Source organism: Nitrospirillum amazonense, assembly GCF_029594735.1.
Classification (GTDB): domain Bacteria; phylum Pseudomonadota; class Alphaproteobacteria; order Azospirillales; family Azospirillaceae; genus Nitrospirillum; species Nitrospirillum amazonense.
Genome location: NZ_JARPAF010000003.1, coordinates 340,293 through 353,183, shown reverse-complemented (window position 1 = coordinate 353,183; position 12,891 = coordinate 340,293). Strand labels below are relative to the sequence as shown.

The window sequence follows — 12,891 nt, the reverse complement described above, 5'->3', positions numbered from 1 at the left end:
TCCATGGATGGCGATCACCGCACCGGCACCCCACCCCAAGGGCCTGTGGAAGAACGCGTGGCCGCCATCTGGTCCACCGTGCTGAAGGTGGGCGGCCTGCGACGGGAGGATGACTTCTTTCAGCTGGGCGGCGACAGCCTGCGCGCCACGGCCATGGTCAACCGTGTGCGCCGGGAATTTGCGTGCACGGTCAACGACCTATACGAAAACCCCCGGCTGGAGGACTTTGCCCGGCGCTGCCGTCCACAAGCGGGCCAGCTGACCGGTCTGATCGCCGGCGCCCGCGCGCATTGGCAGGCGTTCAAGGCCCGCGAGGCCGCGTTCGAGGCGGAACGCGAGGCCACGCTGGAGCCGTTGCTGGCCGCGTATCGCCAGCGGTATGAGTCCCTGGCGGCCTCGGCCCCGGTAGCCAGCCGTCCCTACGGCCATGTCCTGCTGACGGGGGCCGCCGGCTATCTCGGCGCCTACCTGCTGCGTCACCTCGCAGCGGACCCGGCACGCCGCATCACTGCCCTGGTCCGCGGCCGCGACGACGCGGAGGCGCATGCCCGTCTTTCCCAGGCGCTGGCGCACTATTTCGATAGTGAAACAGTGGCCACCTTGCTGGCGTCCGGCCGGGTCCAAGCCTGGGCCGGTAACCTGCGGGCACCGGACCTGGGCCTGGCCGAGGGGCGGCATGATGCCTTGGCCGTGGAGGCCGACGCCATCCTCCACTGCGCGGCCAATGTGAACCACTATGGCCACTACCGCGACAGCCACGCCGACAACGTCCTGGCCACCCGCCACCTGCTGGACCTGGCGGTTGAGCGTGGCCGGCGCACGGGCCGCACAGCCGACATGCACTTCATCTCCACCCTGTCGGTGTGCGGCCGATCGCCCGACGATGGCTACCGCCTGTACACCGAGTATGACGAACACCACGCGACGCTGGACGACAACTACTATGTCCGCAGCAAACAGGAAGCGGAGCATCTGGTGGTGGCGGCGCGGGGCGAGATCGCCAACGCCAGCATCCATCGCGTGGGCAACGTCGTCTTCGCGGCGGAAGGGGGCGCCCTTCAGCGCAACATCCGACAGAACGCCTTCTTCCGCCTGACGGCGGCGCTGACCCGCCTGCGCTTCGTGCCCGAGGACATGCACGCCTGGCTGTGCCATGTCGACAAGGTGGCGGAGGCGGTGGTCGCCCTGGCGCAGGCGCCGGATCTGGCCCACCACACCCATCACGTCGATCACGCCCGCCGCGACTTCCTGGCCCAGGTCATGCGCGCCGCGCCCGGCATGGCCGATCACCTGGGCACCGGTAACTACGGCCAACTGCTGGCGCGGATCGAGGCCACCCTGAACGACCCGGCGATGGAAAAGCCGCTGGCCGAGCTGCTGCCCACCTTCGGCATCTATCGCCAGGAATCGCCACATGAGCGCGACCGCCGCACTGAGCTGGCGACCGCCAAGACCCAGGCCTTGCTGGCCCGCTTGGGCTTCCACTGGCCGGACGGGCTGCCCGCCGACGGCTTGGCCGCGATGATGGAGGCCGCCCGTGACGCCTACTGACCTTTCCCCAAACCCCTCAGCCCATCCTGTTTCCAAGACGGTGACGAGCCATGTTGACCCATCTTGAGGACCTAGGCCTCCGCATCGGCGACTTCGCCCTGTCGCCCGTGCCCGAGCGGGAACGCCTGTGCGTGCAGGCGGCGTTGCGGGATTTCTACGGCCCCGACCTCCGGATCGAGCGGCTGGTGCCGCCCGCCGCACCCATGGACCTGCGCGCCGCCCTCACCGCGGCCAGTCCTACCCTGGCCGCCATGGCCGAGGCGCTATGCCATATCCTGGAGACCGACTACAGCGGCATCGCCGTGCGCCAAGCCGGCCTCGCGCACCTGGAGCTGGAGGAGCGGGCCCAGGTGCTGTTCGCGTTGGCGGCCTGCATGGGCCGTCCGACCGCGACGGACCAGGTGAACCGCCGCGTCATCTGGGACGTGAAGGTGCGACAGCAGAAGGCGGCCACCACTTTTTCCGAGCACGCCGACGAGGCCGACCTGCACACCGACACACAGTACTTCGCCCGGCCGGAGCGGTACATGATGCTGTACTACATCCGCCCAGCGGCTTGCGGCGGCGGCGTCTCCCTGGTGCGCGACCTGCAATGCCTGAAGCGGTCGCTGTCCGCGACGGAGGAGGGACGCTGGGCCATCGACCTGCTGTCGCGCAAGGTGCTGCCCTTCCGCATCCCCGGCGTCTTCACCGCCAACGGCGGAACGGACACGGTGGAGGTGACCTTCGCCACCATCTTCGCCGAGCGGCCCGGCATCCGCTTCCGCGCCGACACGCTGATGAAGGGGCTGGCCCTGCACCCGGCCGCTGACACGCCGGACGTGCGCCGGGCGCTGGACCTGCTGCTGGCGGAGGCGCGGCGGCCCGAGGCCCTGCTGCAGATCGCCATGCCGGCGGACAGCATCCATTTTGTGAACAATCACATGGCCTTGCACGGCCGCACCGCCTTCGCGGATCATGAACGCCACGTCTGGCGCATCCGCGTCGACGATGACGTTCCGCTGTCCGCCTATGGTGGCGCGGACGCCCCCAGCGTAGGACGGGCCGCGTGAACCTTCTCCGCCTGATCAAGCTTATCGGTCCCGCCCGCATCCGGCGCCTGTTGTTGGCGGCGGCGGGATCGGCATTGTCCAGCACTCTGATCCTGGTCATCGTCAACGCCGCCGCCTCCGAAATCGCGGAGCAGCAGCGCGCGGGCGTCAATTTCGTCCTGGCCGGCGCCTTCCTGGCCAGCCTTGCCGCCTACATGGCGACGGAAGGCTGGATGGTCACCCAAATGGCCGCCTATCTGGAAGAGGTGGTCGACACGGTGCGCATGCGCCTGGTGGACCAGGTGCGCCGGTCCGACCTGTTGAAGCTGGAGAGGTTCGGCCAGGCCCGACTGTTCGAAAGCGTGACCCAGGCGGGGCAATTGATCTCCCAGAATTCCGAGTTCATGGCCATCACCCTGCGCTCCGTCCTCTCTGTCATCGCGGTGCTGGTCTACATGGCGGTGCTGTCGCCGCTGGCCTTCCTCGTCATCTCCGCCGTGCTGGCGGGCGGGGCCTGGTTCTATGTCCGGCTAAGCAGGGCGTTGGAGGAACAGCAGGTCCTGCTGATGGCGGAGGAGGAGGCGTTGTTCGAAAGCGTGTCGGACCTGTTCGACGGCTTCAAGGAACAGCGCTTGAGCAGTGCCCGCAGCGACGACCTCAACAGGATCTTCGTCACCACCTCAGACCGCACCATGGCCCAGCGCGGCCGCGTGCACATGCACACCTGGCAGCAGTTCATCTTCGGCGAGATGGTCTTCAACCTGATGCTGGGCATCCTGGTCTTCGTGCTGCCCCACTATTCCAGCAGCTTTTCGCAGCAGATGGTGAAGGTCGCGGCGGCGGTGATCTTCCTGTCCACACCCATCTTCGGCCTGATGCAATCCTTGGCGGTCATGACCGCCGCCGATGGCGCCGCCGGCCGCATGCTGGACCTGGGGAAGGACCTGGCAGCCCTGGCTGAGCCGGGCCAGGACGCCCCATCCCTGGACCTGCCGGCCGATTTCCGCGAGATCCGCCTGGATGGGGTGGAGTTCACCTTCCCGGCCCCGGCCGGTGAGCCGGCCTTCGCCGTCGGCCCCTTCGACCTGACCCTGCGGCGGGGCGAGGTGGTGTTCATCACCGGCGGCAACGGCTCCGGCAAGTCCACCTTCATCAAGCTGCTGACCGGCCTGTACCAGCCCATGCGCGGCCGGCTGATGGTGGACGATTTGGCCATCGGGCCGCAGCGGCTGGACCCGTACCGCGAGCAAATGGCCACCGTCTTCGCCGATTTCCACCTGTTCGCCCGCCTCTATGGCGTGCCGGCGCTGGATACGGCCGAGGTCGATGAACTGATGCGCTGGATGGAGATGCAGCGGGTGACGCGGGTGGACGGCGACCGTTTCGCCCGCCGCGACCTGTCCGCCGGCCAGCGCAAGCGCCTGGGCCTGGTGGCGGCGCTGCTGGAGCACAAGCCCGTGCTGATCCTGGACGAGTGGGCGGCCGACCAGGACCCCCACTTTCGCCGCAAATTCTATCGCGAAGTGGTGCCGGCCCTGAAGGAACGGGGCCTGACCCTGATCGCCGTCACCCACGACGACCAGTATTTCGACGTGGCCGATCGGCGCCTGCACATGGAGGAGGGCCGCCTGCGCGAGGTGCCGCTGGATACCGCCTGGCATGGGCGGGAGGTGCCGGCATGAGACTGGCCAAGGTCGTCCTGCGGGAGATCCCGCAGAACCTGAAGATGCTGACCTTCATGAACCTGGTGTCGGCCGTCGCCACCACCGCCCTCTTGGGCCTGGTGGCGGCGGCCAGCCAGGAGGCGGACAAGGTCGACGCGCGCCTGGTGCTGATGTACGCGGTGACCATCACCCTGTTCTGTGTGTCGCACAATGCTATCCTGGTGACGGCGTCGCGCGATGCCGAACGGCTGATCCACACCTTTCGCATGCGGGTGTTCGACGCGGTGCGCCGGGCCGACCTGGTGACGGTGGAGCGCATCGGCCGCGCCGCCCTGCACGGCGTGCTGATCCAGGATACCCAGATCCTGGCCCGCGTTCTGCCCATCCTGGCCGTGGGCGCGCAGCAGGCGGTTATGCTGGTGTTCCTGGCCTATTACCTGGCCTACCTGTCGCCCCTGGCCTGCGTGCTGGCCTTCGCCTTCGCTGGCCTGGCGGTCTCCATCCGCTATCGCCGCACCCGCTCGTTCAAGGAAATGCTGGCGGAATCCGGCCAAGCGGAGGCCGACGTCTTCGATGGCCTGACCGACCTGACCCAGGGCTTCAAGGAGGCGCGCATGAGCCGCCGCCGGGCCGACGCCCTGGTGGGGGCCGTGGGGGCGGCGTCATCCCGCGCGCGGCGGGTGAACGTCGAGACCAAGACCCAGTGGGTACGCAATTTCTCGCTGATCGAGGCCATGTTCTACGCCCTGATCGGCCTGATGGTCTTCGTCGTGCCCCTGGTATCGGCGGAATACTACAAGGTGGTGGTGCCGGTGACGACGGCCGCCCTGTTCATCGTGGGCCCCATCAGCACCGTGTCCTTCGTGACGCCCATGGTGTCCATGGCCGAGCGGGCCTTGAGCAATATCGAGGACATGGAGCGGCGCCTGGCCGAGGCCGCCGGCCGCTGGGCCGTCACCGCCGACGCCCCCGTGCCGGCGGGCCGCGCGCCCCTGGATGGGGGACCGGCCCATGGCGTGGCGGCGCTGCCCGCCCCCCGGTCCATCGCCCTGGCCGAGGCCGGCTTCGCCTATCGCAACGATGACGGCACGCCCAGCTTCGCCGTGGGGCCGCTGACGGCGGAGTTCCACGGCGGCGAGGTCACCTTCATCACCGGCGGCAACGGCTCCGGCAAATCCACCATGCTGCGCCTGCTGACCGGCCTTATGCCGCTGGACCACGGCACGCTGCTGGTCAATGGCGCGCCCGTGCCGGCAGCGGCCTTGCAGGACTATCGCGACCGGATCTCGGCCATCTTCTCCGATTACCATCTGTCGCGCCGACTGTACGGCGTGGCGTCGCCGGATCCGGCACGGGTGCGTGAGCTGCTGACCCGGCTGGAGATGCAGGACAAGGTGGCGGTGGCCGACGGCGCCTTCACCACCGTCCGGCTGTCCACCGGGCAGCGCAAGCGCCTGGCCCTGGTACTGACCCAGCTGGAAGACAAGCCGGTCATCGTGCTGGACGAATGGGCGGCCGACCAGGACCCCCACTTCCGCGCCGTCTTTTACGAACAGCTGCTGCCGGAATTGAAGGCGCAGGGCAAGGTGGTCATTTGCGTCACCCATGACGAGCGCTGGTTCGACTTGGCCAACCGCGTTTACCAGATGTCGGAAGGACGCCTGCGCCTGGTCCATCCCCTACCGCCCGAAACCACCCCGGCTGAAGCGGCGGAGGTCCCGGCATGAGCTGGCTGCATCCCCTGATCCGGGACACGAACCCTATCGGCACCATCGTCGCCTTCCCCTATGGCGGCGGCGGCTTGAACGCGCTGAACTTTCTGGCCAAGGGCATGCCGCCGGGCCTGGACGTCTGGGGTGTGCTGCTACCCGGCCGGCCAGGCCGCTGGCAGGAACCGGCCGCCGCTCGCATGGATCAAGTGGTACCGCCCCTGGTGGCGGCATTGAAGGCCCTGCCGCAGCGCCCCCTGGTCCTGGCCGGCCATTCCCTGGGGGCCGCCATCGCCCACGCGGTGGCCGAGGCCTTGACGTGCGAGGGACGCCCGCCCCTAGGCCTGGTAGTTTCCGGCCGCCGGGCGCCCCACCTGCCCCCCAACCGCACGCCGGTGTGGGAGCTGGACGACGCCGGCCTGGACCAGGAGCTGCAACGCCTGGGCGGCACACCGCCCGAGGTGCTGGCGGACCGGGACCTGATGGACCTGATGCGTCCCCTGCTGCGGGCGGACTTCACCCTGTCCGACCGCTATCAGGTGGCCGCCCCCGCCCCCCTGCCCCTCGATCTGGTGGCCCTGGCCGGCGATGCCGACACGACCGTCGCGGTCAACGAGGTCGCGGCCTGGGAAACGGTAAGGGCTCGCAGTTTCCAACTGCAAACAATGAAAGGAGGTCATTTTTTCATTCAGGAAAATCCCGACGATTACGTCCGCCTTATTCACAGTCTATTTTTAAAGAACGCATTGGCGGCTTCCTCAACCGGGGAACCGCTGTCATGAGCCCGTTATTGGTTAGCCCATATCGTCGGGCTGCCGGCCCTTGCCGGCGGCCAGTCACATCGGGCCGTCCCTTCCGGGATGGAACAAGCCGGACCCGTGGTCCGGACCGGTCCCCCCTCAACGTCTTCTTTGGAGCGTGAGATCATGGTCACGAAGAAAGAACTAACCCCAGAAGAGGCCGCGGCGGCCGGCCCCGAGGCCGTGTCCCCCACGGCCACCACCACGGAAGCCCCGGCCGACGCGGTCGCTGCCGACACGACCCACGCGGCCGTGGCCGTGGCGGATGACGTCGCCGTCCGCCACATCATCCGCACCCACGTCCTGCTGGCGGCCGGCTCGGCCGTCATCCCGGTCGTGCTGCTGGATGACGCGGTGCTGGCCGGCGTGCAGCTGAACCTGCTGCGCGAACTGGCCAAGCACTACGGCGTGGATTTCCGCGGCGACATCGGCAAGGCCGCCATCGGTACCCTGCTGGCCACCGTCGCCCCGGCGACGCTGGGCGGCAGCCTGCTGGGCTCCTTCGCCTTCCGCCACACGCTGAAGGCCATCCCGCTGGTTGGCCCGGTCCTGGGCCTGCTGACCCAGCCGGCCTTCAACGCGGCCTTCACCTACGCCCTGGGCAAGGTGTTCGCGCAGCACTTCGCCTCCGGCGGCACCTTCCTCACCTTCGACCCGGCCAAGGTCACGAACTTCTTCAAGGAGAAGTTCAACGAAGTGCGTGGAAAGTCGGCGCAGGCGGCTGCTGCGGCCGCCTGATCGCGTTTGAATTGTGGTAACCTTGGAATGGAACCGGCGTCAGCCATTCCATTCCGAGGCCTACCACTTGCACGAGCCTACTCGCACGGGAATGCGCACCTCATGCCCTTGACCGTCATCGTCATCTACCTGCTGGCCTGCATCCTCTGTGGTGTCATGGGCCGCAACACCACCATCGGCTTCATGGGCCATTTCCTACTGGCCCTGATCCTGACGCCCCTGCTGAACTTCCTGATCCAGGCGGTGGGCCGGCAGAGTTCGCGGGTGCGTGACCAGTTGCGGACGCCGACCGAACGATGACCATGGCCGAACCCGGGGCCAAGAACGGCCCGCATTCCTTACGTCAACGGCTGAAACGCTGGGCCGACGCCAACAGCCTGTCGCTCTATGCCGCAGGGCTGCTGTTGCTGCTGGCCGCCCTGGCGCTCGCCCCGGCGGTGGTCGTCGCCGTGCCCGCCGGGTCCGTCGGCGTGCTGTGGCACCGCTTCGGCAACGGCACCGTCACCGACCATGTGCTGGAGGAAGGGACGCACGTCATCGCCCCTTGGGACCAGATCTATATCTACGACAGCCGGCTGCAGACCCTGACGCGCACCTATCCCGCCGTGGCGGCCAATGGCCTGACCATGGAGGTGGAGATGTCGGTGCGCTTCCGCATCAATCCCCATGCCGCCGGCCTGGTGCACAAGCTGGCGGGTCCCGACTACGCCGACACGCTGGTGCGGCCCAAGATCGCCTCGCTGCTCTACGAATTCGTCTCGCAGCACAGCCCCGAGGAATTCTACTCCCTGAACCGCGCGGAGATTCAGGCCTATCTGCTGAAGCGCGACCGCGAGGAATTCCCCCTGCCCACGCGGGAGACCGCGCCCGATACCCTGACGCTGGAGGAACAGATGGCCAGCGGCCACGGCCCGGCCCTGGTGCGGGTGGAGGACATCCTGATCTCCAGCGTCACCCTGCCGGACAGCGTGCGCGCCGCCATCGAGCGCAAGGCCGAACAGCAGCAGATCATGCAGGAGTACGACTTCCGCCTGGCCCGCGAGGCCAAGGAACGCGACCGCAAGCGCATTGAGGCCGAGGGTATTCGGGACTTCCAGGCGACGGTGGCCAACACCATCACCCCGGAATACCTGCGCCTGCGCGGCATCGAGGCGACCAGCGCCTTCGCCACCTCCCCCAACGCCAAGACCATCATCATCGGCGGCCGCGACGGCCTGCCCGTCATCTTGAACACAGGCGACGACGGCCACCCGCAAGAGGCGCCCAAGCCGGCTGCGGAAGACCATAGCCGCGCTCCCGCCCCCCGGGCCGAGGCGGCCAAGCCGGCGCTGGGCGCCGCCCCAGCCACCAAGCGGCCGGAACCGACGGTGGCACGCGAGGCGGCACCGGGAGCAGCCAATGCGCCCGCCAATGTGTCCACCGTACCGGCGGAGGCCCCACCCCTTCCCAATGAGCCGACAGGGCCGGCGGCGGACCCGCCGCAGCGCTGACGTCTGCCCTGGGGAGCTTCACAGCTGGTCGAAAACGGAACCCATGTGCGGGCTGAACAGCCGATCGTAGGTCTTCATCAGGAAGTTGTCGGTCATGCCGGAAATGTGGTCGCAAATGACCCGCGGGCTGTCCCCTTCCTGCCGATAGCAGACATAGACCTCGCGCGGCAGGAAGTTCGCGGGCTCAGACGCCATGGCCTCGAATACCGACACCACCATCTTCTGGCCCTTGAACTCCAGCTGCTGCACGGCCGGGCTGAGGATGACGATGTCCATCACCGCCTGTTTCAGCGCGTCCAGGAAGCTCCGCGCGCGGTCATCCATGGCGGCGCGATAGCGGATTAGCGGCTCCTGAAAGGCCTCCCGCGTGTCGATATGGCAGCTGGCGATCAGGTAGTGGACCATGCGGCCGATGAACAGCTTGCGCTGGTCCTCCTCCCCGAACAGCCGGTCGACGAAGGCTGTGTAGGCGTCGCCCCCGAACTCCTCGGCATAAGGGCCGCGCAGCGTGTCCAGGAAGGCGGCGCACGGTTCGCGGGGCACACGGGTGGTAAAGTCATCCCGCCCTATCAGCCGCAGGGCCAGCGCGTCCTCCAGATCATGCACGCCAAAACCGATGTCATCGGCCAGATCCATGATGCTGCAGTCGAAGGATTTGTGCAGGGGCTTGTGATGCCTGCCGTCCTGGCGGACATAGGCACGGAAGGCGTCCTGGTCGGCCATGCTCAAGGGCGCCAGGATCCAGTCGACCACATCCGCCTCGCTGTCCATATAGCATTTGGGCGGCTTGGACGCCCTGCGGTCGATGATGCGGATGGTGGTGGCCCTGGCGTCCAGGCCGGGCCTGACCGCGGGATTGGCGGCCTCACGGTAGGCCACGGGGTATTTCAGCACGCCCAGAAGGGTGCGGCGCGTTAGGTTGGCACCGGCCCCCTCAGGAAACTTCTCCAGCCGGGACAGGACCCGCAGCGTCTGGCCGTTGCCTTCGAAACCGCCATGGTCGCGCATGCAGTAGTTCAGCGCCACCTCCCCGCCATGGCCGAAGGGTGGATGGCCCAGGTCGTGGGTGCAGCCGATGGCCTGGATCCGGGCGATGTCCGGCAGATGCAGATGGGCGGGGTGACCGACGAACTGGTGCTGGAACTGGCGCACGATGCCGCCGGCGATCTGCGCCACCTCCAGCGAGTGGGTCAGGCGGGTGCGATAGAAGTCGCTGTCTCCCAAATTCAGGATCTGGGTCTTGCCCTGCAGCCGCCGGAAGCTGGCCGAGTGGATGACCCGGGCGTAATCGATATCCGCCGGCCGGCGCGTGTCGCTGGTTTGCCCCCGCCGGTCGCCCCGCCGCTCATCCCACACCATAAGTACCCTCTACCGCCGCCGCCGACCCATATCAGGTGGGCAAAATCGGGCGAGAGTGTAGCGGGCGCGGCCGGGAAATGCCGCAGCTAATCCTTGGCCATCCCGACCGGCGCCCATGGGGATTACCGCGCCGCGATGGCGGTCATCTCGATGGCGAAATCGGGATAGGCCAGCCGTGACTCGACCGTCGCCCGGGCCGGAGGATTGTCGGAATCCACCCAGCGGTCCCAAACCGAATTCATCTCATCGAAGCCGGCCATGTCGGCGAGGTAGATGGTGACGCTGACCAGGTTGGCCTTGGTGATGCCGGCTTTGGCTAAGGTCTCGTCCATCTGGGCCAGCACGTCCTCGGTCTGCGCCGCGACGGACTGGCCACGCGTCTTATCCGCGACATGGCCGGCCAGGAACACCAGGCCGTTCACGGCGACGGCGTCGCTCCAGCGTTGCGCCTTGCCGATGCGTTCGATCATTCAAAAAGCTCCCCTCTGCATGCGCGCCACCCGGGCCCGCGGAGAGGTTATAGCCGCACATCGCCCTGCGCGAGAACCGCCGCGGTCCAGCCGGCGGTTGGCCAGACCCGGCCGGACGTGTGGCGAGGGCTAGCGGGAATAAGCCCGTCCACACATCCGGCCGGCGGCCCCCTGCCCCGCCGCTGGCGGCTGGCGGGACTTGGCAGGGAACCGGTTGGAAATCGCCACCTCAGAAGTCGAAGGTGGCGCGCAGAACCCCGGCATGGCTCTGGTAATCGCGGCGCAGCTCGCCGGAATACTCCAGCCGCAGCTTGAAGCCATCACCCTGGTCCAGGGTGGCACCCACGCCGATGCCCAGGCCGTCGGCGGCGGTGCGGCCGGTGCTGCTGACGAAGCTGGTGCCGGCCAGGACGCTCGTGGTGGCGATGGGGCTGTTCAGATAGTCGTGCACCCAGACCAGGCGCAGGTCCGGCAGCAGCCGGCCCAGCCCGGTGTCCATCTTACCCGACAGCTTGGCGCCCAGCTCCTGCGTCAGGTTGTCCACCTTCAGGGCGCCCACCGCCATGTTGGCCAGACCGGCGTCATGCTCGTCATAGGCGTGGTTGGTCAGGCGCACGGCCCGCAGGCTGGCCTGCGGCGTCAGGGTGAAGCTGGCGGAGACCGGCAGGTCGTAGCCCACCGTCACCTTGCCCAGGTACTGCTCCCCGCCATAATTGGCGTTGGCGCGGGCGCCCAGGAAGCCGATCCAGCGGCGCTGATCATAATGGTTGTAGCCGAAGCTGGCCTGGCCTTCGACCGACAGGCGCTGGTCCGCCCAATCCGGGCGCCAGACGCTGTAGGCCGTCAGCTGGTAGCTGGCCGCCTTGGTCTGGCTGCCGGCGGCGGTGCCCTCGCCGTTGACCGAGCCGTTCAGCCAGCTGAAGGCCAGGCCCGCCATAACCGTGTCATTGGCGTACCAGTCGGCGCCGATGACCAAGCCGGCCGTGGTCCCGCTATAGCCCGCAGCGTCGGCATTGTTGCCGCGCAGCACGCCGCCGCCCAGGATCTCGCCCCACACCGCGCCCTGCTGGCCATCGGAGCCGGCGGCCGCCCCCTTGCCGTTTACATCCCCCATTGGGCCATCCATGTAGGCCGCCGCATGCTGCTGATGCTGGCTGATGGCGTTGGTGGAGGGGGTGACGGAGAAGGTGTTGATCTGCGGCGTCAGCTGGCTCGGTGACAGCTGGGTCACGGCCAGCTGCTGCGCCTCGCCCGACAGCTTGGACAGGCGGGTCAGCACCGCCGTCTGGAAGGCCTGGGCCGCCGCACTGCCGCTGTTGGCGATGACGTCCAGCGCCCGGCCGGTGCCCGCCGCCGGACCGCCCGCCGCCAGGCCCACCGCCGTATACCGGGTGCTGGGCGTGGCCGGGCCGGTGGGACCCGTGGGGCCGGTGGTCCCGCCGCTGCCGCTGCTGAGCGTCAGGACCAGGTCCGTGGCGCCGTTGGCGGTGATGGTGGAACTGGTGACCGTGTAGCCGGCGGCCGTCAGGGTCAGGTTGCTGGTCGTCAGCGTGGAGCCGGCCGACGCGATGGTGTAGCTGCCCGCCGACAGCTGGCCGCCATTGACCGCCGCCAGGGTCACCGACCCGCCCGTCAGGCTGGCGCTGCCGCTGATCACCAGGGCGCCGTAGCTGGTGGTGGAACTGACACCGATGACCAGATTGCCCGCCGTCTGGCTGTAGCTGCCCGTGATGTTGACCGCGCTGTTCACAAGCAAGGTGGCCCCGCTGTTGACCACGCTGTGGCTGCCGACGGTGATGCGGTCGTTCAGCATCATGACGCCGCGCACGAAGCGTAGATCGGACCGGGTATTGGTGATGGTGCCACCCGTCAGGGCGCCCGGTGCGGCGTCCGTGCCGCCCGCGACCACCAGGTCATTGGCCGACAGGTTCACGACGTTGCCGCTGATGGTGCCGCTGTTGGCCAAGGTGCCCAGGGCGCCGGTGGCCGCGATGTACAGCGCGGTCGGGCTGCTGAGCGTGCCGGTATTGTTCAGCGTATCCAGGCTGGCGCCGATGTAGTCGTTGCCCGCCGCCGCCA

The 12,891-nt window shown here is 68.2% G+C and carries 11 protein-coding genes; 8 read left to right on the top strand and 3 right to left on the bottom strand.

The features are described 5' to 3' along the window. The 8 genes from P5F91_RS19905 to P5F91_RS19870 form a co-directional block, all read left to right on the top strand. Positions 1 to 1,551, top strand: a 1,551-nt coding sequence (locus P5F91_RS19905; protein WP_277908050.1) for an SDR family oxidoreductase, incomplete at its 5' end; no start/stop codon positions are given. Between the two features lie 50 nt (positions 1,552 to 1,601). Further along, positions 1,602 to 2,603: a TauD/TfdA family dioxygenase gene (locus tag P5F91_RS19900; RefSeq protein ID WP_277908049.1), complete on the top strand. Its 1,002-nt coding sequence runs from the start codon at positions 1,602 to 1,604 to the stop codon at positions 2,601 to 2,603. Beyond that, positions 2,600 to 4,264, top strand: coding sequence for a cyclic peptide export ABC transporter (locus P5F91_RS19895; RefSeq protein WP_277908048.1), 1,665 nt, complete (start codon positions 2,600 to 2,602; stop codon positions 4,262 to 4,264). The genes P5F91_RS19900 and P5F91_RS19895 overlap by 4 nt, the downstream gene beginning before the upstream one ends. Beyond that, complete coding sequence (locus P5F91_RS19890) at positions 4,261 to 5,973, top strand: cyclic peptide export ABC transporter (RefSeq protein WP_277908047.1); 1,713 nt, start codon at positions 4,261 to 4,263, stop codon at positions 5,971 to 5,973. The genes P5F91_RS19895 and P5F91_RS19890 overlap by 4 nt, the downstream gene beginning before the upstream one ends. After that, complete coding sequence (locus P5F91_RS19885; RefSeq protein WP_277908045.1) at positions 5,970 to 6,737, top strand: thioesterase II family protein; 768 nt, start codon at positions 5,970 to 5,972, stop codon at positions 6,735 to 6,737. Before P5F91_RS19890 ends, P5F91_RS19885 begins: the two co-directional genes overlap by 4 nt. Positions 6,738 to 6,881: 144 nt before the next feature. Continuing rightward, positions 6,882 to 7,493 carry a YcjF family protein gene (locus tag P5F91_RS19880; protein WP_145614009.1) on the top strand — a complete coding sequence of 204 codons (612 nt, stop codon included), beginning with the start codon at positions 6,882 to 6,884 and terminating at the stop codon, positions 7,491 to 7,493. 102 nt (positions 7,494 to 7,595) lie between these two features. Further along, positions 7,596 to 7,793: a hypothetical protein gene (locus P5F91_RS19875; RefSeq protein WP_145620636.1), complete on the top strand. Its 198-nt coding sequence runs from the start codon at positions 7,596 to 7,598 to the stop codon at positions 7,791 to 7,793. Further along, entirely contained in the window at positions 7,790 to 8,983 is a 1,194-nt protein-coding gene (locus P5F91_RS19870) for a prohibitin family protein (RefSeq protein ID WP_277908044.1), read from the top strand. The genes P5F91_RS19875 and P5F91_RS19870 overlap by 4 nt, the downstream gene beginning before the upstream one ends. 18 nt (positions 8,984 to 9,001) lie before the next feature. Here P5F91_RS19870 and P5F91_RS19865 read toward each other — a convergent pair whose 3' ends face one another. From P5F91_RS19865 to P5F91_RS19855, 3 genes are all read right to left on the bottom strand, one after another. Next, complete coding sequence (locus P5F91_RS19865; RefSeq protein WP_277908043.1) at positions 9,002 to 10,342, bottom strand: anti-phage deoxyguanosine triphosphatase; 1,341 nt, start codon at positions 10,340 to 10,342, stop codon at positions 9,002 to 9,004. Positions 10,343 to 10,464: 122 nt separating this feature from the next. Next, positions 10,465 to 10,812 carry a RidA family protein gene (locus tag P5F91_RS19860; RefSeq protein ID WP_145614012.1) on the bottom strand — a complete coding sequence of 116 codons (348 nt, stop codon included), beginning with the start codon at positions 10,810 to 10,812 and terminating at the stop codon, positions 10,465 to 10,467. A 229-nt stretch (positions 10,813 to 11,041) separates the two neighbouring features. Continuing rightward, a partial coding sequence (locus P5F91_RS19855; RefSeq protein ID WP_277908042.1) for an autotransporter family protein occupies positions 11,042 to 12,891 on the bottom strand: 1,850 nt, incomplete at its 5' end.

Bases quoted from the DNA above. Each gene is read 5' to 3' on its own strand.
- P5F91_RS19900 (WP_277908049.1), top strand. From the start codon at position 1,602: ATGTTGACCCATCTTGAGGACCTAGGCCTCCGCATCGGCGACTTCGCC.
- P5F91_RS19890 (WP_277908047.1), top strand. From the start codon at position 4,261: ATGAGACTGGCCAAGGTCGTCCTGCGGGAGATCCCGCAGAACCTGAAG.
- P5F91_RS19885 (WP_277908045.1), top strand. From the start codon at position 5,970: ATGAGCTGGCTGCATCCCCTGATCCGGGACACGAACCCTATCGGCACC.
- P5F91_RS19880 (WP_145614009.1), top strand. From the start codon at position 6,882: ATGGTCACGAAGAAAGAACTAACCCCAGAAGAGGCCGCGGCGGCCGGC.
- P5F91_RS19875 (WP_145620636.1), top strand. From the start codon at position 7,596: ATGCCCTTGACCGTCATCGTCATCTACCTGCTGGCCTGCATCCTCTGT.
- P5F91_RS19870 (WP_277908044.1), top strand. From the start codon at position 7,790: ATGACCATGGCCGAACCCGGGGCCAAGAACGGCCCGCATTCCTTACGT.
- P5F91_RS19865 (WP_277908043.1), bottom strand. From the start codon at position 10,342: ATGGTGTGGGATGAGCGGCGGGGCGACCGGCGGGGGCAAACCAGCGAC.
- P5F91_RS19860 (WP_145614012.1), bottom strand. From the start codon at position 10,812: ATGATCGAACGCATCGGCAAGGCGCAACGCTGGAGCGACGCCGTCGCC.